General features: G+C 71.6%; 20 protein-coding genes. 9 read left to right on the top strand and 11 right to left on the bottom strand.

All coding sequences use genetic code 11. The features are described 5' to 3' along the window. Positions 1–385: 385 nt before the first annotated feature. The 3 genes from ACZ4NT_RS16895 to ACZ4NT_RS16885 form a co-directional block, all read right to left on the bottom strand. Positions 386–1,843: a catalase gene (locus ACZ4NT_RS16895; protein ID WP_121406823.1), complete on the bottom strand. Its 1,458-nt coding sequence runs from the start codon at positions 1,841–1,843 to the stop codon at positions 386–388. 189 nt (positions 1,844–2,032) lie between these two features. Next, entirely contained in the window at positions 2,033–2,923 is an 891-nt protein-coding gene (locus tag ACZ4NT_RS16890) for a 2-hydroxy-3-oxopropionate reductase (RefSeq protein WP_121406825.1), read from the bottom strand. Positions 2,924–3,066: 143 nt separating this feature from the next. Beyond that, on the bottom strand, positions 3,067–3,906 hold the full coding sequence (locus tag ACZ4NT_RS16885; protein ID WP_121406827.1) for a TIM barrel protein: 840 nt from the start codon (positions 3,904–3,906) through the stop codon (positions 3,067–3,069). 137 nt (positions 3,907–4,043) lie between these two features. On the opposite strand from ACZ4NT_RS16885, the gene ACZ4NT_RS16880 reads away from it, so the two are divergent. The 7 genes from ACZ4NT_RS16880 (at position 4,044) to ACZ4NT_RS16850 (ending at position 9,990) form a co-directional block, all read left to right on the top strand. Beyond that, positions 4,044–4,304: a YkoF family thiamine-binding protein gene (locus tag ACZ4NT_RS16880; protein ID WP_183117073.1), complete on the top strand. Its 261-nt coding sequence runs from the start codon at positions 4,044–4,046 to the stop codon at positions 4,302–4,304. Continuing rightward, positions 4,301–4,669, top strand: a complete 369-nt coding sequence (locus ACZ4NT_RS16875; protein ID WP_121406831.1) for a helix-turn-helix domain-containing protein — start codon at positions 4,301–4,303, stop codon at positions 4,667–4,669. The genes ACZ4NT_RS16880 and ACZ4NT_RS16875 overlap by 4 nt, the downstream gene beginning before the upstream one ends. A 200-nt stretch (positions 4,670–4,869) precedes the next feature. Continuing rightward, positions 4,870–5,385 (top strand): 2-oxo-4-hydroxy-4-carboxy-5-ureidoimidazoline decarboxylase, encoded by a 516-nt coding sequence (gene uraD / locus ACZ4NT_RS16870; protein WP_121406833.1) that lies wholly within the window; start codon positions 4,870–4,872, stop codon positions 5,383–5,385. Further along, positions 5,382–5,771: a hydroxyisourate hydrolase gene (gene uraH / locus ACZ4NT_RS16865; RefSeq protein WP_121406835.1), complete on the top strand. Its 390-nt coding sequence runs from the start codon at positions 5,382–5,384 to the stop codon at positions 5,769–5,771. The genes uraD and uraH overlap by 4 nt, the downstream gene beginning before the upstream one ends. Before the next feature lie 5 nt (positions 5,772–5,776). Next, complete coding sequence (gene pucL, locus ACZ4NT_RS16860; RefSeq protein WP_121406837.1) at positions 5,777–6,724, top strand: factor-independent urate hydroxylase; 948 nt, start codon at positions 5,777–5,779, stop codon at positions 6,722–6,724. A 181-nt stretch (positions 6,725–6,905) separates the two neighbouring features. Then, complete coding sequence (locus tag ACZ4NT_RS16855) at positions 6,906–8,282, top strand: 8-oxoguanine deaminase (RefSeq protein ID WP_467726009.1); 1,377 nt, start codon at positions 6,906–6,908, stop codon at positions 8,280–8,282. A gap of 364 nt (positions 8,283–8,646) precedes the next feature. Beyond that, on the top strand, positions 8,647–9,990 hold the full coding sequence (locus tag ACZ4NT_RS16850) for a nucleobase:cation symporter-2 family protein (RefSeq protein WP_467726124.1): 1,344 nt from the start codon (positions 8,647–8,649) through the stop codon (positions 9,988–9,990). 122 nt (positions 9,991–10,112) lie between these two features. Here ACZ4NT_RS16850 and ACZ4NT_RS16845 read toward each other — a convergent pair whose 3' ends face one another. Together ACZ4NT_RS16845 and ACZ4NT_RS16840 are read right to left on the bottom strand one after the other, a co-directional pair. Then, positions 10,113–10,928 (bottom strand): chitosanase, encoded by an 816-nt coding sequence (locus ACZ4NT_RS16845; protein WP_121406841.1) that lies wholly within the window; start codon positions 10,926–10,928, stop codon positions 10,113–10,115. Positions 10,929–11,119: 191 nt separating this feature from the next. Next, positions 11,120–12,604 carry an MFS transporter gene (locus ACZ4NT_RS16840; protein WP_121407553.1) on the bottom strand — a complete coding sequence of 495 codons (1,485 nt, stop codon included), beginning with the start codon at positions 12,602–12,604 and terminating at the stop codon, positions 11,120–11,122. A 90-nt stretch (positions 12,605–12,694) separates the two neighbouring features. Here ACZ4NT_RS16840 and ACZ4NT_RS16835 point away from each other — a divergent pair, with 90 nt between their 5' ends. Continuing rightward, a complete protein-coding gene (locus tag ACZ4NT_RS16835; RefSeq protein ID WP_467726007.1) occupies positions 12,695–13,096 on the top strand; it encodes a winged helix-turn-helix transcriptional regulator in 402 nt (133 codons plus the stop codon). 70 nt (positions 13,097–13,166) lie between these two features. On the opposite strand, the gene ACZ4NT_RS16830 is transcribed toward ACZ4NT_RS16835, so the two are convergent. From ACZ4NT_RS16830 to ACZ4NT_RS16815, 4 genes are all read right to left on the bottom strand, one after another. Next, a complete protein-coding gene (locus tag ACZ4NT_RS16830) occupies positions 13,167–13,589 on the bottom strand; it encodes an acyl-CoA thioesterase (RefSeq protein WP_121406844.1) in 423 nt (140 codons plus the stop codon). A 129-nt stretch (positions 13,590–13,718) separates the two neighbouring features. Next, the gene (locus tag ACZ4NT_RS16825) at positions 13,719–14,348 is read right to left on the bottom strand and encodes a hypothetical protein (protein ID WP_467726005.1); all 630 of its coding nucleotides are present in this window, start codon (positions 14,346–14,348) and stop codon (positions 13,719–13,721) included. 68 nt (positions 14,349–14,416) lie between these two features. Then, positions 14,417–15,016, bottom strand: coding sequence for a histidine phosphatase family protein (locus tag ACZ4NT_RS16820; RefSeq protein ID WP_121406848.1), 600 nt, complete (start codon positions 15,014–15,016; stop codon positions 14,417–14,419). A 233-nt stretch (positions 15,017–15,249) separates the two neighbouring features. Then, complete coding sequence (locus ACZ4NT_RS16815; RefSeq protein ID WP_467726003.1) at positions 15,250–16,458, bottom strand: pyridoxal phosphate-dependent aminotransferase; 1,209 nt, start codon at positions 16,456–16,458, stop codon at positions 15,250–15,252. Between the two features lie 86 nt (positions 16,459–16,544). On the opposite strand from ACZ4NT_RS16815, the gene ACZ4NT_RS16810 reads away from it, so the two are divergent. Next, positions 16,545–17,177, top strand: coding sequence for a winged helix-turn-helix transcriptional regulator (locus ACZ4NT_RS16810; protein WP_467726001.1), 633 nt, complete (start codon positions 16,545–16,547; stop codon positions 17,175–17,177). Between the two features lie 73 nt (positions 17,178–17,250). Here the strand turns inward: ACZ4NT_RS16810 and ACZ4NT_RS16805 are convergent, their stop codons facing one another. Both ACZ4NT_RS16805 and ACZ4NT_RS16800 read right to left on the bottom strand, forming a co-directional pair. Beyond that, complete coding sequence (locus ACZ4NT_RS16805) at positions 17,251–18,066, bottom strand: hypothetical protein (protein WP_121407554.1); 816 nt, start codon at positions 18,064–18,066, stop codon at positions 17,251–17,253. Then, positions 18,066–19,331, bottom strand: coding sequence for a VWA domain-containing protein (locus ACZ4NT_RS16800; protein ID WP_467725999.1), 1,266 nt, complete (start codon positions 19,329–19,331; stop codon positions 18,066–18,068). Before ACZ4NT_RS16800 ends, ACZ4NT_RS16805 begins: the two co-directional genes overlap by 1 nt. Positions 19,332–19,348 lie beyond the last annotated feature (17 nt).

Here is a 19,348-nt window from a genome sequence, read left to right as displayed (position 1 = left end):
ACGCCCACCACCCCCCCCCCCCCCCCCCCCCCCCCCCCCACCCCCCCCCCCCCCCCCCCCCCCCCCCCCCCCCCCCCCCCCCCCCCCCCCCCCCGGGCCGGTGGGCTGTGCCGTTGTTGCCGTCCGACGGCGCGAGGCTGGGCGCGACAGGACGTTCGCGCCGCCGGACGGGGTCTGTGGTGTCCCCCTTGGTCGGGGGAGTGGCTGGGGGACCGCGGCGGATGCGATGGGACCGGGACGCCCTCCCCTCAGGTCGAGAAGGGCGTTCCGAACCTTGACCACCGCACTGGCTCGCACACCGCCGCGGCCCCCGACCTGCCCGGATCAGCCGGTGGACCACCCCTCATCCGGGTCCAGGGCTGTCGCGGGCGTCCTGGGGCGAGGCTCAGTCCTCGCGCAGGGCGCGGACCGCCTCCTCCACGCGCTTGCCGTACTCCGGGTCGGCCGCGTGGAAGTGGGCGAGGTTCTTCTCGACGACGTCGTCGCGGGAGACCTGCGAGAGGCCGCCGGCGATGTTCGCGATCAGCCGGGACTTCTCCTCCGCGGACATCAGCCGGTACAGCTCGCCCGCCTGGAAGAAGTGGTCGTCCTTGGTGTGCAGCGGGGCCTCGTGCGTGCCCGTGTGACCGGCGACGGGGAGCGGCGCCGACAGCGGGCGGCCGGTCTCGGCCGGACCGTCGTAGGAGTTCGGCTCGTAGTTCTTGGCGGCGCGGCCCTGGGCGTTGGCGGCCATCAGACCGTCGCGGCCGTAGTTCTCGGCGACCGTGGCCCGCGGCGCGTTGACCGCGAGCTGGGTGTGGTTGACGCCCAGGCGGTAGCGGTGCGCGTCCGCGTAGGCGAACAGGCGGCCCTGCAGCATCTTGTCGGGGGAGGGGCCGATGCCCGGAACGAAGTTGTTCGGGGAGAAGGCGGCCTGCTCGACCTCGGCGAAGACGTTGTCGGGGTTGCGGTCCAGCACCAGCCGGCCCACGCGGCGCAGCGGGTAGTCCGCGTGCGGCCAGACCTTGGTGAGGTCGAAGGGGTTGAAGCGGTAGTCGGCCGCCTCGGCCGCCGGCATGATCTGGACGTACAGCGTCCAGGACGGGTTCACGCCCCGCTCGATGGCCTGGAGCAGGTCCGTCTGGTGGGAGTTGGCGTCCTTGCCCGCGATCTCCTGGGCCTGCTCGGTGGACAGGCTGCGGATGCCCTGGTTCGTCTTGAAGTGGTACTTGACGAAGAAGGCCTCGCCCTCGGCGTTCGTCCACTGGTAGGTGTGCGAGCCGTACCCGTTCATGTGGCGGTACGAGGCCGGGATGCCGCGGTCGCCCATCAGCCAGGTGATCTGGTGCGTCGCCTCGGGGGCGTGCGCCCAGAAGTCCCAGACGTTGTCCGCCTCCTGACGGCCCGTGAACGGGTCGCGCTTCTGGGAGTGGATGAAGTCGGGGAACTTGATGGGGTCCTTGATGAAGAAGACCGGGGTGTTGTTGCCGACGAGGTCGTAGTTGCCCTCCTCGGTGTAGAACTTCACCGCGAAGCCGCGCGGGTCGCGGACCGCGTCCGCGCCGCCGAGGTTGTCGGCCACCGTCGAGAAGCGGAGGAAGAGCTCGGTGCGCTTTCCGACGGTGTTCAGGAAGTCGGCGTACGTGAAGTCCGTGACGTCGTCGGTCACCTCGAAGTAGCCGTAGGCGCCGGAACCGCGGGCGTGCACCACGCGCTCCGGGATGCGCTCACGGTTGAACCGGGCGAGCTTCTCCAGAAGGTGCTGGTCCTGGAGGAGGAGCGGGCCGCCGACGCCGGCGGTGGCGGAGTTCTGGTTGTCGGCGACCGGAGCGCCGGACTCGGTCGTAAGCACGCGCTTCGACATCGTGGACCTTCCGTACGAGGGGCAGCGGAAAGCTGCTTCCGCTTCGTGGAGCCTAAGTTCGGGGCGATCCGGACGTCAACAGTTTGTTGAGGTCCGGTGGGCGGGCTGGTTCCGGGCGGCGCCGACGCCTGGGCGCGACAGGACAGGTTGTCAGCGGCGGCGCCGCCCGGAGACTGGGGGAGCCCTGGATCAGAGCTGGGCGCCGGAGAGGCGCTCGACCGCGCGCAGCAGCGCGGAGTGGTCCAGGCCGCCGTCGCCCTGGGCGCGCAGGGACGCGACGAGCTGGGCGACCACGGCGCCGACCGGGAGGGCCGCGCCGACGTTGCGGGCGGCGTCCGTGACGATGCCCATGTCCTTGTGGTGCAGGTCGATGCGGAAGCCCGGCTTGAAGTCGCGGTCGAGGAAGTTGTCCTTCTTGCGCGTCAGCACGGTGGAGCCGGCGAGCCCGCCGTTCAGGACGTCGAGGGCGGCCTTGAGGTCCACGCCCGACTTCTCCAGGAAGACCACGGCCTCGGCGCACGCCTGGATGTTCACGGCGACGATCAGCTGGTTGGCGGCCTTCACGGTCTGGCCCGAACCGTGCGGGCCGCACAGCACGATGGTCTTGCCGAGCGCCTCCAGGATCGGCTTCGCCTCGTCGAAGTCGGCCCGCTCGCCACCCACCATGATGGACAGGACGGCCTCGATCGCACCGGCCTCGCCGCCGGACACGGGCGCGTCCAGGACGCGGATGCCCTTGTCCTTCGCGGCCTTGGCCAGGTCCACCGAGGTCTGCGGGGTGATCGAGGACATGTCGACCAGCAGCGCGCCGGACTGCGCGTTCTCGAGGATGCCGTCGGGGCCGTAGGCGATCGCCTCGACCTGCGGGGAGGCCGGGACCATCGTGATCACGACGTCGGCGCCGCGCACGGCCTCGGCGATGGATCCCGCCGCCGTGCCGCCGGCCGCGGACAGCCGGTCCAGCTTGTCCTGCTCCAGCGTGAAGCCGGTGACGTCGTACCCGGCCTTGATCAGGTTCTCCGACATGGGGGAGCCCATGATGCCGAGACCGATCCACGCGATCTTGGGGAGGTTGCTCATGAGGGTGCCTCTCTGACTGCTGTGCTGCGTCTGGGGGTTGCCGCGGTGCGCGCGGGGCGGCGACTCGAACGGGGGCCCGGCCGCGGTCCGGAGTCCCGGCGGCGGCCGCGACGGCCTCGTCGGGGCCGGCCGTTCCGGGTCGGTCAGCGGGCCGCGCGGGCCTCGCGCGGCAGCCAGTCGAACGCCTCCGCGCTCGGGCGGTCGCCCGGCTTGTACTCCAGGCCGACCCAGCCGGCGTACCCGGCCTTGGCGAGCCGGTCGAGGAGGTCCTCCAGAGGGAGGGAGCCCGTGCCCGGCGCGCCGCGGCCCGGGTTGTCGGCGATCTGCACGTGGCCGGTCCGGTCGGCGTACCGCTCGATCACCGACGGCAGGTCCTCGCCGTTCATCGACAGGTGGTAGAGGTCCATGAGGAACTTGGCGTTGCCGAGCCCCGTCGCCTCGTTCACCTTGTCGACGACGCCGACCCCCGCCGGGGCGGACACCAGCGGATACCGCGGCGACTCCGGCTGGTTGAGGGTCTCGATCAGGAGGACCGCGCCGATCCGGTCGGCGGCCCGCGCGGCGAGCACCAGGTTCTCCAGGGCCAGCGCGTCCTGCTCGGCCGGGTCCACGCCCTCGACGCGGTTGCCGTACAGGGCGTTCAGGGCCTTGCAGCCGAGCGACTCGGCGAATCCGGCGGCCACGTCGACGTTGGCCCGGAACCGCTCCGACTCCGCGCCGGGCAGCGACAGCGCGCCGCGGTCGGGGCCGGGCAGCTGCCCGGCGTAGAAGTTCAGGCCCGTCAGCCGGACGCCCGCGTCCTCGATCGCCTTCTTCAGCGCGTCGAGCTCGGACTGCTCGGGGGTGGGGGAGTCGACCCAGGGCCACCACAGCTCGACCGCGGTGAAGCCTGCCGCGGCGGCGGCCGCGGGGCGCTCCAGGAGCGGGAGTTCCGTGAAGAGGATCGACAGGTTGACGTTGAAGCGCTGCTCTGCGAATCCCATGGGGTCGGCGCTCCCTTCCGTTTCGATGTTCCGTATTGCGGAAGTTCGTTTCTGCTTAATGGAAGATTGCCGTCGGGTGTCGGACCTTGTCAAGAGGGGGCTGCCGGAAAATCGACACCGCGCAGTAGGTTGAGCGGGTGCGATTGAGAGTGGAGTTCACGACCGAGCCCTTCGACCTCGACGAGGCGCCGCGGCACGCACTGGTCGCCCGTGAGGTGATCGAGGCGGCCGAGCTGGACGCCGTGGACGTCGGCCCGTTCGGCAACACCGCGGAGGGTGCCGCCGACGAGGTGCTCACCGCCGTCGACGCGCTGCTGCGCAGGTCCCTGGAGGCGGGCGCCACCCGCGTCTCGCTGCAGGTGAACGTGGTCGGCGCGGCCGGGGAGGGCGATAAGTGACCGGCATCGGGGACGACCCCTTCGTCACGGCGGTCAAGCCGCTGGTCGACGCCATGGGCGGCGAGATGCTGCCGCCCGGGGAGGCCGGCGCCGACGATGTGGTGCTGTCCTGGGAGGGGGCGGACGTCGTCGCGGTGCGCCTGCCCCAGCTCGCCGACTCGCTGGACCACATCCTGGCCGCCCTGGAGCGCAAGCGGGGCAAGCCGCTCGCCGACCTCGACCGCAAGGCCAAGCAGGAGGTCGTGCGGATCCTGGAGGCCCGCGGCGCCTTCTCGGTGCGTCACGGGGTGGAGACCGTCGCGGGCGCGCTGGGCGTCTCCCGCTTCACCGTCTACAACTATCTCAACCGGGAGAAGGAATCCTGACCCGGGAACCGGGATCGGGTTCCTGACCAGGGGAAACGTCAAGAGAGCGACCGCGGTGGCCCCGGCCGCGGTGGGCCGCCGTCCGCATCGTCCGGACGGCGGTTTTTGTTACCCGGATTTTTCAACAAAGTGTTGACGTGGTGTTTCCGAGGGCGTTAGCTATCCGCAGCCCGTCCAGCACAAGGCCACGGAGGCTTCCCGTGACTTCGAGTACGACACCCGGCGGCCTCGCCCGGTTCAACGCCCTGGAGGAGCACGCGGCCCTCGCCGCCCTCCACGAGGCGTGCGCCTCCACGGCGTGGGCGCGCAGGCTGCTCGCCCACCGCCCGTACGCCACCCTCGACGACCTTCTCGCCGGGAGCGACGCCGCCATGACCGGGCTGACCGCCGGGGACCTGGCGGAGGCGATGGCCGGGCATCCGCCGATCGGGCGCCCCAAGCCCGGGGATCCCACCTCCTCCCGGGAGCAGCGCGGCATGGCCGGCGCCTCCGAGGAACTGAAGGCGGAGATGCTCGAACTGAACCTGGAGTACCAGGAGAAGTTCGGCCACGTCTTCCTGATCTGCGCCACCGGCCGGACCGGCGAGCAGATGCGCGACGCGGTCAAGGAGCGGATCGGCAACGCGCCCGAGCAGGAGCGCGAGATCGTCCGTGCCGAGCTGGGAAAGATCAACCGCATCCGGCTGACCGCCCTCGCACAGGAAGAACAGGCATGAGCACCGACAGCACGGCCTCCGTGTCCACCCACATCCTGGACACCAGCATCGGGCGTCCCGCCGAGGGCGTCGCCATCCGCCTCGCCGCTCGCAGCGGCCGGGAAGCGGACTGGCGGGCGCTCGGTGGCTCCGCGACGGACGCGGACGGACGGTGCAAGGACCTGCCGGCGCTGCCGGAGGGGACGACCCACGTACGACTCGACTTCGCAGTCGAGCCGTACTTCGAGAAGAAGCAAGCCGATGCGCAGCAGGACGCCCCCGCGAATCGGGACAGCGGTGCGTTTTTCCCCGAGGTGGCGATCACCTTCGCCGTCGTACCGGGCGAGCACTATCACGTACCGCTGCTGCTCAACCCGTTCGGCTACTCCGTTTACCGAGGGAGCTAGCAGACATGACAGCCCAATCCCGCCCTGCCCGCATGACGATGCTGGGACAGAACCAGTACGGCAAGGCCGAGAACCGCGTCGTGAAGGTCACGCGCGACGGCGACACGCACCACATCAAGGACCTGAACGTCTCCGTCGCGCTCAGCGGTGACATGGACGACGTGCACTACTCGGGCTCCAACGCGAACGTCCTGCCGACGGACACCACCAAGAACACGGTGTACGCCTTCGCCAAGGAGTACGGCATCGAGTCCGCCGAGCAGTTCGGCATCCACCTCGCACGGCACTTCGTCACCTCGCAGGAGCCGATCCACCAGGCGCGCATCCGCATCGAGGAGTACGCCTGGGACCGGATCGCGACGTCCGACGCCAACTCGCAGTTCATCGGCGCCGACGAGGTCAACCACTCCTTCGTACGCAAGGGCCAGGAGACCCGGGTCACCCAGATCACCTACGACGGTGAGAAGTGGGAGGTCGTCTCCGGCCTCAAGGACCTGGTCGTGATGAACTCGACGAACTCCGAGTTCTGGGGCTACGTCAAGGACAAGTACACGACGCTCAAGGAGGCGTACGACCGCATCCTGGCGACGCAGGTGTCCGCCCGCTGGCGGTTCAACTGGACCGACGACGAGCAGAAGATGCCCCACTGGGAGAAGTCGTACGAGCAGGTCAGGAAGCACATGCTCCAGGCCTTCGCGGAGACCTATTCGCTGTCGCTGCAGCAGACCCTCTACCAGATGGGTTCGCGCATCATCAATCACCGCAGCGAGATCGACGAGGTCCGCTTCTCGCTCCCGAACAAGCACCACTTCCTCGTCGACCTGGAGCCCTTCGGCCTCAAGAACGACAACGAGGTCTACTTCGCGGCCGACCGCCCGTACGGCCTCATCGAGGCCACCATCCTGCGCGACGGCTGCGAGCCCCACATCCCGGTGGACCTCACCAACCTGTAGTACTGCACCAGCGGCCGACCAGGGCCGCCGCGGTACTGCTGCCCGACCCCCGACGCGTGCGCCGGCGTCGACATCCCAGGGGGAGAGCGGGGGCATCTGCGCAACAACAGCACCACGGACCCGGTCGTCACCCCGCTCGACCCCCGGGTCCGTCCGCCAATGGGAAGAACGAGGAACCGCCGTGGCAGTCGAGCGCATCGTCATCGAGAACTGCGCCATCGCGACCGTGGACGCGGGCGACACCGAGTACGCCTCCGGCCACATCGTCGTCGCCGACAACAAGATCGAGTCGGTGGGTGCCGGCAAGGCCCCCGAGAACCTGGAGAACGTGGTCCGTCGCATCGACGGAACCGGGCATCTGGCGACACCCGGCCTGGTGAACACCCACCACCACTTCTACCAGTGGATCACCCGCGGCCTGGCCACGGACCACAACCTCTTCAACTGGCTCGTCGCGCTCTACCCCACCTGGGCGCGCATCGACGAGAAGATGGCGTACTCCGCCGCGCAGGGCTCCCTCGCCATGATGGCGCGCGGCGGTGTCACCACCGCAATGGACCACCACTACGTCTTCCCGAAGGGCTCCGGCGACCTGTCCGGCGCCATCATCCGGGCGGCGCGCGAGACGGGCGTCCGCTTCACCCTCGCCCGCGGCTCCATGGACCGCAGCGAGAAGGACGGCGGACTGCCGCCGGACTTCGCCGTCGAGACCCTCGAAGGCGCCCTCGCCGCCACCGAGGCGACGATCGACGAGCACCACGACGCGTCCTTCGACGCCATGGTCCAGGTCGCGGTCGCGCCGTGCTCCCCCTTCTCCGTCTCCACCGAACTCATGAGGCAGGGCGCCGAGTTGGCCCGCCGCAAGGGCGTACGGCTGCACACCCACGGCTCGGAGACCGTGGAGGAGGAGCAGTTCTGCAAGGAACTGTTCGGCATGGGCCCGACCGAGTACTTCGAGTCCACCGGCTGGCTCGGCGAGGCCGTCTGGATGGCCCACTGCGTCCACATGAACGACTCCGACATCGCCGCCTTCGCCCGTACGAAGACCGGCGTGGCGCACTGCCCCTCCTCCAACGCCCGTCTCGCCGCCGGCATCGCACGCGTCCCCGACATGCTGGCGGCCGGCGTCCCGGTCGGCCTCGGTGTCGACGGCACGGCCTCCAACGAGTCGGGCGAACTGCACACCGAGCTGCGCAACGCCCTGCTGATCAACCGCCTCGGTGCCCACCGCGAGGCCGCTCTGAACGCCCGCCAGGCACTGCGCCTCGGTACGTACGGCGGCGCCCAGGTCCTCGGCCGCGCCACGCAGATCGGCTCCCTGGAGGCGGGCAAGCTCGCCGACCTGGTGCTGTGGAAGCTCGACACCCTGGCCCACGCCTCGATCGCCGACCCGGTGACCGCGCTGGTCTTCGGCGCGGCGGCCCCGGTCGCACTCTCGCTCGTCGACGGGAAGCCGGTGGTGGAGGACAGCCGCCTGCTGCACGTCGACGAGGACGCCGTCGCCCGCTCCACGCGGGCGGAGGCGCAGCGCCTCGCGCGGATCGCCGCGCAGGCCTGACAACCGGAGATCTCCGGCTGAGGGGGACGGCCCTCGGCCGGTAGCCATGGACCCGAGCGGGGTTCGTGGTGGCCGTGTCCGGGGAGCGCGCACGCAGGTGCGGGCTCCCCGGAACGGTCTCCGTCGCGGAGCCGCCGGTGGACCGGGGTCCCGCGTCGGCCATCGTCGAGGAGGCTCCCTCCGCGACGTATCGTCCCGGTCCCGCACGACCGCGCATCACCTCCCTGAAACCCGCGTCGCCGCCGTGGCGGACGCGTAACCGACCGGAGGAGCCGCCGTGGCCGCCCAGCCCGCGCCCCGCACCGATGCAGTCCCGACTGATCAGCAGATCCACCCAGTCGACGAGAAGCTCCCGCCCCTGAAGATGGCGGCCAGCGGCCTTCAGCACGTGGCCGCCATGTACGCGGGAGTGGTCGCCCCGCCGTTGATCGTCGGCGCCGCCGTCGGTCTGTCCGGCACCGAACTCACGTTCCTGACCGGCGCCTGCCTGTTCACCGCGGGCCTCGCCACCTTCCTGCAGACCCTCGGCTTCTGGAAGGTCGGAGCCAGACTCCCGTTCGTCAACGGCGTCACCTTTGCCGGCGTCGCGCCGATGACCGCGGTGGTGGCCTCGGCCGACGACAAGAGCGACGCGCTGCCGATCATCTTCGGCGCCGTCATCGTCGCCGGCGTCCTCGGCTTCATAGCCGCGCCCTTCTTCTGCAAGGCGGTCCGCTTCTTCCCGCCGGTCGTCACCGGCACCGTGATCACCCTGATCGGCATCTCGCTGCTGCCCGTCGCCTTCGGCTGGGCGCAGGGGCCGAACCCGGCGGCGGACGACTACGGTTCGAAGACCTATCTGGGCCTCGCCGCCATCACACTCGTCCTGGTGCTGCTGCTGCGCCGCTTCACCCGGGGCTTCGTCAAGCAGATCGCCGTGCTGCTCGGCCTGGTGCTCGGCACGCTCGTCGCGATCCCGTTCGGCGTCACGGACTTCGGTCCCGTCGCCGACGCGGACGTGGTCGGCTTCCCGACCCCGTTCCACTTCGGCGCCCCCCAGTTCCAGGTCGCAGCGATCCTCTCGCTGTGCGTCGTGATGGTCGTCTCGATGACCGAATCGACCGCCGACATGCTGGCGTTGGGCGAGATCGTGGAGCGGCCCGCCGACGAGAAGACCATCGCGGCCGGCCTGCGCGCCGACACCCTCGGCTCGGCGCTGAGCCCGCTCTTCAACGGGTTCATGTGCAGCGCCTTCGCGCAGAACATCGGCCTGGTCGCGATGACGAAGGTGCGCAGCCGGTATGTCGTCGCCACCGGCGGCGGGTTCCTGGTGCTGATGGGCCTGTGTCCGATGGCCGCCTCGCTCATCGCGGTCGTCCCCCGTCCGGTTCTCGGCGGCGCGGGCGTCGTCCTGTTCGGCTCGGTGGCCGCGAGCGGCATCCAGACCCTCGTCCGGGCCGGTCTGGAGCGGGACAACAACGTCCTGATCGTCGCCGTGTCGCTGGCCGTCGGCATCATCCCGATCACAGCGCCGGAGTTCTACCACGCCTTCCCCGAGACGGCGAAGATCGTCCTGGATTCGGGGATCTCGACCGGCTGTGTGGCGGCGGTGCTCCTCAACCTCGTCTTCAACCACCTCGGCAAGGGCCAGGACGCGGAGGACGTCACCCATCCCATGGAGGCCGGTGAGGAGCTCGGCCCGCGCGGCAAGGCGCTCCCGGCCCACTGACGACCCGACGCATCCCGGCGGTCCGGCCTTTGGACAAGGCCGCGCGGCACCCGGAGGGCGCGGCACCACGGTGGTGCCGCGCCCTCCGCCGTCCGTACCGGGCGCCGTACCCGGTGGACGGGTCAGCCGATGTGGAAGCTGTCCCCGTAGACCTTCCAGTCCAGCGGCGTGTCCAGGTTCAGGTTCCGCTTCTGCAGGAAGACCCGCTGGGCCGTGTCGACGCGGCTGGTGTCCGAGTGGGCCTCCTCCTGCTTCATCGCCCAGACGCGCGCGTCGAGGAACGCGTTCAGGTACGTCACCTCGTCGCCTCCCTGGGCCGGCGGCTTGGCCCTGGCCACCGCCCGGCGGCGGATGCTGCCGAAGCCGGTGCTGTCGCCCCCGTCCCCGTGCATCACGATGGCGTCGTAGTACGCGAACTGGCCGAGCACGCCGATGCCGTCGGCCTTGCCCTGGCGGACGGCCGGGTTGAAGTAGACCCGGTCCCGCTCGTCGTTCTGGGCCTGCTGGAAGACCGTGTCCTGGGCGGCCCTGCGCCAGTCGGCCGGGAAGTTCGGGTCGAGTCCGTCGTGCGAGTCGGTCCCGTCCACCTCGCGCAGCGCGGGCAGGTACTTGGCCAGTACGTTGCCCGGCTTGCGCCGGGCGTAGAGCTCGACGAGGTCGAGCATGTCGCCCGTGCCCGAGCAGAAGCCGATGATCCCGGCGGTGTAGCCGCGGCCGTCGCCGATGTCCTCGATGTACTTGTACTGCGCCTTCCAGTCCAGCGAGGAGTTCTCCGCGCTGGAGACCAGTTTCATGGCGATCTCCTTCTTCGCCGGGTCGTCGAGGCCGACCGGTGCGGCCGTGGCCGTCTGGGACGCGACGACGGGCGCCGCCACCAGGGATGCTCCGAACAGCGCGAGCAGGGTGCGACGTGAGGTGCGTATGTGGGGGGTGTGCACGGTGCCTCCAGTAGGGGGAGTACGTCGTTCACGAACTGTTAGGAAGGTTTCCTACCAGACTTTGCGAGTGACGTATACCCGTCAAGAGAGGCGCGTCCCTCCGGCCGTGTCCGCATGACCCGAACGGCCCCTGGCCACGGGCCCGTTCGGGTCCGCGCTCCCCTCGGTCGAGGCGCGGGAGGGGCTGCACGTCACGGGGAGACGTTCGCCGCGGAACGACCCCCGGTCGCGGACGTCTCCTCCGCCGCGGGCGCGGCCGCGACGCGTCCCGGCCGCAGCGCCCCTGCCGCCAGCGCGAGCGCCGCCGCCGCGAGCCCCGTCCCCACCGCGAACGCCAGCCGGTAGCCGTCCGCGGTCGCCGCCACGGCCCGCTCGCCCTCGCCGAGCAGCCGCTCCGTACGGCCCGACGCCAGGGTCGTCAGGATGGCGAGACCCAGTGAACCCCCCACCACCTGGGTGGTGTTGAAGAGCCCCGAGGCCAGCCCCGCGTCCTCCTCCCGGGCCCCCGACATGGCCAGCCCCGTCACCGCGGGCATCGCCGCCGCGAAACCGGTGGCGAGCAGCAGCAGCGCCGGCAGGACGTCCGTGACGTAGTGCCCGTCGACCGGTGCGCGGGCCAGCAGCCCCATGCCGGCCGTCACCAGGGCCAGCCCGGCGAGCAGCACCCGGTGGGAGCCGAAGCGCGCGATCGTGCGCGCGGAGAGGCCGAGCATCAGCACCCCGATCGCGACCGGCGCCGGCAGGAAGGCCGTACCGGTGAGCAACTCGCCATAACCCAGCACGCGTTGCAGGTACAGCGCGCCGATGTACTGGAAGCCGTACATCGCGCCGATCATCAGGACCTGCACGGCGTTGGCACCGGTCAGGACGCGGGAGCGGAAGAGCCGGAGCCGCAGCAGCGGGCGGGCGGCGCGGGCCTGGCGCACGGTGAAGGCGGCGAACAGGGCGAGCGATGCCGCGGCGAGGGCGAGCGTGCCGCCCGGGGCGCGGTCGCCCGCCCCGACGATCGTGTACACCGTCAGCATCAGTGCGCCCGTGACCAGTGCCGCGCCGGGGTAGTCCGCGCCGCCGCCGAGCCCGGTGCCGCGGTCCCGGGCGATGACCCGCAACGCGGCGGCCCACGCCAGCACGCCGATCGGCAGGTTGATCAGGAAGATCCAGTGCCAGTCGAGCGCCTGGGTCAGCGCCCCGCCGAGAAACGTCCCGAGAGCGCCGCCCGCCGCCCCCACCGCACTGAACACCGCGATGGCCCCGGCCTGTTCGCGCGGCTCGGGGAAGAGCGCCACCAGCATGCCGAGGACGACCGCGGAGGTCATCGCGCCGCCGACGCCCTGCAGTGCGCGGGCCGCGACGAGCATCCCCTGGCCGGTGGCCACGCCGCACAGCAGGGACGCGGCGGTGAACACGGCGAGCCCGGCGGTGAACATGCGGCGGCGGCCCACCAGGTCCCCGAGCCGCCCCGCCAGCAACAGGAGTCCACCGAAGGGGATCAGGTACGCGTTCACGACCCAGGCGAGGCCGGGGCCCGAGAAACCCAGGTCGTTCTGGATCGCGGGCATCGCGACGGTCACGATGTTGCCGTCGAGGATCGTCATCAGGGTGCCCGCGCACAGGACGATCAGGGACGCCCGGCGGGAGTGTGCGGCTCGGGTCGGTGACTCGGTCCGGGTCGGCATGGCGACGGCCTCCGTGTTCTCCAAAGGTGCACGACTTGTAACGAAGAACATCGTGAGTGACCATGAGGACAGGCATAAGGAGGAACTTCGATGTCCCAGGGGAACACCGGTGTTACCTCGCAGGCCGTGCTCGCGCAGGCGTGCCCGGTCCGCGAAGTTCTTGACAGGGTCGCGGGCAAGTGGAGCGTGCTGATCATCGTCGCGGCCGCCCACGGCCCGATCCGCTTCACGGAGCTGGAGCGCAGCGTCGAGGGCATCAGCCGCCGCATGCTGACCCTCACCCTGCGCAATCTGGAGCGCGACGGACTCGTGACCCGCACCGTCCACGCGACGGTACCCCCGAAGGTGGAGTACGAACTCACGGCCGTGGCGAGCGAGTTGCACGCAACCCTGCTCTCGCTCACGGACTGGGCCGAGCGGCACCGCGTCACGATCGCCGAGTCCCGCGCGGCCTACGACGCCGTGCACCGGCCCGAACTGCTGGACGCCTAGGCCCTGTCCGATGGGTCCGGTGCCGGTTCGCTCCTCGGGGGCGGTGCCGGCGTCGTAAGGCCGTGCTCGGTCAGAGGCCGAACAGGGCGGGCTCGTCGGCCAGCGTGCGGAAGCGCTCGGCGGGGTCGGCGACCAGCCTGCGCCGCTGGAGGTCCATCAGGCCGCCGACCCCCGTCAGCTCGGCGGCGACCGTGCCGTCGAGCTTGCGGATGGTCTGCTCGATCCGGAAGGTCTTGCCCTCGCCCCAGACGAAGGCGCACGTCACTTCGGTCTCGTCCCCGGCGCGCAGCTCGCGCAGATAGCGGATGGTCGTCTCCAGGGCGACCGGCCCCACGCCCTCGGCCATCAGGTCGGTCTGCCGGATTCCCGCCGCCTGCAGCAGGGACCACCGGGCGTGCTCGGCGTACTGCAGATACACGCTCTGATTGAGGTGCCCCTGTACGTCGGTCTCGTACCCGCGGACGGTCACTGCCACGGAAAACGGCTCTGCCACGACTTCCCCTTCACGATCCTGCGACGGTCGGACGCACCCGGGGACGGACGGCCGCCCGCCCCGGGTCCCACGGTGTCAACTCCCTCGCCCCACGGGTCATTCCGCGCCCCAGGAGCATCGGCCCGGCGCTCACGTCCGCCGGGGCGAGGCGAGCAGGTACGAGGACCCGGTGCGCGGCTCCGCGTGCGTGCTGACCTGCCAGCCCGCTCTCTCCAGTGTGGTCGCGCAGGCCCGCAGCCGCTCGGCGTCCGGGTCGCGCACGGCGACGGCCTCCGGCTGCGGGGTCGCCCGGACCCGGTAGCCGGGGCCCGCCGCCCCGTCCGGGGGGTGCCCCGCCGCCTCCAGGGCAAGCGCGGCGGCCTGCACCAGGTGCGCCCGCTCCCAGCCGCAGGGACGGTCCGTGGCACCGCTCGGGCCGGTCATCCGGCGCAACTCCAGGAGTCCCTGCCAGGCACTGTGCACCTCACGCGTACGGGAGGGGCCGGGCGCGGCGTCCTCCTCGCCGCCGATCCGGGCGGCGAAGACCCCGGAGGCCCCGGTGGCGGGCGCGGCGGGCACCTGCTCGGGCGCGGCCTCCTCATCGCGCAGGCGATGACCCGCCGGTGTCAGGAAGTGGTCGTGCGGCGGCCTGGGGTGCCGGAAGGCGAGTCCCCGCTTCACCAGGGAGTCCAGCTGGGTCTCCGTCCCTCGCAGCCGCCCCGTCACGGGGTCGGCGGCGTCGATGACGCGCCGCTGGGCGGCGGTCGGCGGTCGGGTCACTGCACGCTTCCTCCCCACGGGGTCCGGTCCGGAGGCCGGCGCCCGAAGACACCGGCACCTTCCGAAGACTACGAGGGAGGTCTGACATTCCAGCTCGCGACGACCGGCCGCCCGTGCTCCGTACTGAGCCGGCAGGCCGTCCCGGTGGCGAGCAGGAACAGCGCACCGCCCGACGGCGGCAGCCCCAGGCGCCGCGCGGTCAGGACCCGCAGGAAGTGCCCGTGGGCGACCAGCACGACGCTGCCCTCCGTGTTCGCCAGCGCCGCGTCCACCTTGGCCAGCATCCGGTCGGCCCGTTCCCCGACCTCCTCGGGGCTCTCGCCGGGGTGCTCGTCGGGCCCGGGTGCCACCCCGTCCCGGAAGAGGAACCAGTCCGGCCGGGTCCGCTGGATCTCGACGGTGGTCCTGCCCTCGTAGCCGCCGTAGTCCCATTCGCGCAGGTCGGCGTCGATCCGCACGTCGTCGAGTCCCACCAGTTCCGCCGTCTCCCGGGCCCGCCGCAGGGGGCTGGCGAAGGCGGTGCCGATGCGGTGCGAGCCGATGAGCGGAGCCAGGCCGCGCGCCTGCTCGCGGCCCTTCGCGGTCAGCGTGACGTCCGTCCAGCTGGTGTGCCGGCCGGTGAGTGCCCACTCGGTCTCGCCGTGCCGCACAAGAAGCAGATCACCCATCGCGGCGCCCTCCTGTCGCTCTGCCCGTACGGTCTCACCGGGTCCGGCGGCGCGCAGCACCGGATCGGCCAGACGGCTGCCCGGCCGCGTCCGGAGGAGGAGCCGGGCGGCGGCCCGGCGTCCCGCGGCGGCGCCGTGCCGTGCTGTCCCGCCGGACCGGTGAAGGCGGCGGCCGGGGCGTTTTCCCGTGGTCGGGCGGGCTCGGGCGGCACCGGTGGCCGGGCCGGGCCGCGCTACTGACGGTAGCCGCTCAGGAAGCGTCCGATGCGGCTGATCGCCGCGTCCAGGTCGTCGGCGTGCGGCAGCGTGAGGATGCGGAAGTGATCGGGGCGGGGCCAGTTGAAGCCGGTGCCCTGGACGACCTGGATCTTCTCGCGCAGGAGCAGGTCGAGGACGAACTTCTCGTCGTCGTGGATCCGGTGCACCTCGGGGTCGATGCGCGGGAACGCGTACAGCGCGCCCTTCGGCTTCACGCAGGAGACGCCCGGGATCTCGTTGAGCTTCTCCCAGGCGCGGTCGCGCTGTTCGCGCAGCCGTCCGCCGGGTGCCGTCAGTTCGTGGATGGACTGGCGGCCGCCGAGCGCGGCCTGGATGGCGTACTGGGCCGGGGCGTTGGCGCACAGCCGCATGGAGGCGAGCATGGTCAGCCCCTCCAGGTAGCTGCGGGCGTGCTGCTTGGGCCCGGTGACGACCAGCCAGCCGGAGCGGAACCCGGCGACGCGGTAGGTCTTCGACAGGCCGCAGAACGTGAGGACGACCAGGTCGGGAGCGAGCGCCGCCGCGGAGTGGTGCACGGCGTCGTCGTACAGGATCTGGTCGTAGATCTCGTCCGCGAACACCATCAGGCCGTTGCGCCGGGCCAGATCGAGGATGCCCTCGACGATCTCCCGGGGGTAGACGGCGCCGGTCGGGTTGTTCGGGTTGATGATCACCACGGCCCGGGTCCGGTCGGTGATCTTCGCCTCCATGTCGGCCAGATCCGGGTACCAGTCGGCCTGTTCGTCGCAGAGGTAGTGCACCGCCTTGCCGCCGGCGAGGGTCGCGACGGCGGTCCAGAGCGGGAAGTCCGGTGCGGGGATGAGGACTTCGTCGCCGTCCTCGATCAGTGCCTGCACCGCCATCGAGACCAGCTCGGAGACGCCGTTGCCGAGGAAGACGTCGTCGACGTCGACGTCGAGGCCGCGCTCCTGGTAGCGCTGGGCGACCGCGCGGCGGGCCGAGAGGACACCGCGCGAGTCCGTGTAGCCGTGCGCCTGGGGGAGCATCCGGATCATGTCCTGGATGATCTCCTCCGGCGCCTCGAAGCCGAAGAGCGCGGGGTTGCCGGTGTTGAGGCGCAGGACGCTGTGCCCTGCCTCCTCCAGTGCGTTGGCGTGCTCGATCACCGGACCACGGATCTCGTAACAGACCTCGCTGAGCTTGCTCGACTGCCGGAACTCCATGCGGTGCGCACCTCCGTGTTGTGGTGTTGCTTGGTTTTACCAAGTAGGCGCTTGGAAAGTCCAACAACATGTCTAGACTGCGTCGCATGTCACCTCGCCGAAGCTACGACCAGTACTGTTCCGCAGCCCGGGCCCTCGACGCCGTCGGTGACCGCTGGACGCTCCTGATCGTCCGCGAACTGCTCGCCGGCCCGCGCCGCTACACCGATCTGCACGCGGATCTGCCCGGCGTCAGTACGGACGTCCTGGCCTCCCGGCTCAAGGACATGGAGCGCGACGGGCTGACCACGCGGCGCCGCCTGCCGCCCCCCGGCGCGGCGTACGTGTACGAACTGACCTCGCGAGGACGGCAGTTGCTGCCCGTGCTGCAGGCGCTCGGGGAGTGGGGTGCGCCCGCACTGGAGGAGCGGCGCCCCACGGACGCGGTCCGCGCCCACTGGTTCGCGCTGCCGCTGCTGCGCTGCCTCGCGGGCGAGGGTGACGGGATCGTCCAAGTGTGCCTCGAAGAAGGCGAGTTCTACGTCCGTGCGGGGGCCGGCGAGGGGCCCGTGTTCGGGGAGGGCCCGGCCCCGGTCGAGCCGGACACCGGGCTGACGCTGGACGCGCGGACATGCACCGCGCTGAGCCGCGGCGCCCTGACGCTCCGCCAGGCGGTGCGCGAGGGACGGGTGGAGGTCTCCGGCGAGGGAGCGCTGGCCAAGGCGCTGCGCGGCGAGTGACGTCCGACGCGGACGCGAGGAGGCCCGCCGTGCCGGGGCACGGCGGGCCTCCTCCCGCAGGTGTCGCGCAGGATCAGGCGCCCGGCGGCACCCGGGACGGCCGGCCCGAGCCGCGCGTCAGCGTGTATCCGCCGACTCCGGCGAGCGCCGCGAGGACGCCGCCGACCGCGGTCCACACCCACCGGTCGGTCCACCAGCCGGAGGACCACCCGTCGTCGGGCTCGATCGAGGACAGCACCGCGCCCGTCGAGTCGGAGTCCTCGTCCGACTGCTCGGACGCCGTGGCGGTCCCGGGGACCAGCGGGCGGGCCAGCGACCCGTCCACGGCGGCGGAGCCGCCGATGTCCCGGGAGTCCACCCGGATTTTCGTGTCCACGGGCAGCCCCAGGTCGGACACCTGGAGGTCCACGGCCGTCAGCCGTACGTAGTACGTGCCCGGCAGCGGGTCGGCGGCCCACATCTCCGACCAGGCGCGGACCGTGCGCAGCGTGCAGGACAGCTCCAGCGTCGCCGCGTCCTGGGCGGCCGTGCGCGTCTGCGCCCCGTACTGGCAGGCCTGCCTGCGCCGCAGACCGTCGTACACGTCGATCTGCCAGGTCTGGGCGGCGTGCCGGGTGGAGGCCTCGGGCAGCTTCACCGTCGCCTTCACAGTGGGCCGCTGCCCGGCGTCCGCGGGGAACGACCAGTACAGGTAGTCGCCGGTGGAGCCGTCGGCGGTGGCCTCCTGACCCTGGTCGATCTCGGTCGCCGTACGGAACGACGTGCCGGCCTCCGTGGGCGCGTCACCGCCGTCCGACGGGCTCGCCGAGGGCGAGGAGTCGGCGAACGCCGGGGAAGCGGCGACACCGAGCACGAACAGTGCCGCGGTCAACATACGGGCGATACGCATCAGTTGGTCCTCCAGACCGCGACCCGCCAGCGGGAGATCCAGCCCCACAGCAGACCCGCGAGGAATCCGGTGAGCACCAGGGCGCCGAGCAGCCACCAGCCGCGCCCGAGACCGAACGCGGCGACGTCAGCGGCCTCGTCGGGACCGTCGACGACGTCGATCGTCAGCTCCAGCGGCAGACCGGGTGCGGTCTTCACGCCGCCGGCCGCCGAGAAGGAGTGGGACACCTGCAGGCACACGGCCTCGGCGGGCGCGTCCTCCTCGTCGCTCTCCGCCTTCGGATAGCGCAGCCCGGTGGACGCGACGTCGGTACGGCCGTCGCCCGCCGCCTCGCCGCGGACGATCTCGCGCCCGTGCGCGGTGACCGCGCGCAGCAGCACCGAGTGGTCGGGGGCGACCCGGCGGTCGGCGGCCACGCTCACCGAGGCGCGCAGCTCCTTGCCCGGCGGGACGTCGACGCGGTACCAGCGGTGCTGCCCGAACTCCGCCCGGTCGGTGTAGAGGCCGGACTTCAGGGCCGGGGCCTTCGCGCAGGCGTCGGCACCGTCCACGGCGACCGGCGTCACCACCGGATCTGCGGCCCGCTCGACCAACTGGCCGACCCGGTCGGAGAGTTCCTCCTTGTGCCGGACGGCGGTGTAGGTGCCCCCGGTGGCGTCGGCGATGCAGCTGAGCTGGTCACGGGTCTTGGCGTCGGGCACCAGGCCGAGGGTGTCGATGGTGAGGCCGATGCCCTTCGCGGCGATCTCGCGGGCCACCTCACAGGGGTCCAGCGGCCGGCAGGTGTCCTCGCCGTCGCTGATGAGCACGATCCGCCGGGTGCCCTCCCCGCCGTCCAGGTCGTCGGCCGCCTTGAGCAGCGCGGGTCCGATCGGTGTCCAGCCCGTCGGCGCGAGCGTCGCCACCGCGGTCTTGGCCTCGGTCCGGTCCAACGGCCCGACCGGGTAGAGCTGTTCGGTGTCCTTGCAGCCCGTCTTCCGGTCGTCGCCGCGGTAGTTGGCGCCGAGCGTGCGTATGCCGAGCCGGACCTCCTCGGGTGTCGCGTCGAGCACCTCGTTGAACGCCTGCTTGGCCGCGGACATCCGGGACCCGCCGTCGATGTCCCGGGCGCGCATCGAACCGCTGACGTCCAGGACGAGTTCGACCTTGGGAGCCGCCTGCTCCGCCGGTTCGTCGGCGGCCGCTCCGGCCGGGAAGGCTGCCCCGGCCGTCAGGGCGGCGAGCAGGGCGCAGATTCCCGCCGCCAGCCGTTGTCTTGTGATCATCGGCGGATCCTATTGAT

The sequence above is a fragment of the Streptomyces sp. NPDC026417 genome (assembly GCF_055567695.1).
Note: the sequence above shows the minus strand (reverse complement) of the source record. Positions and strands in the feature narration are given on the sequence as shown.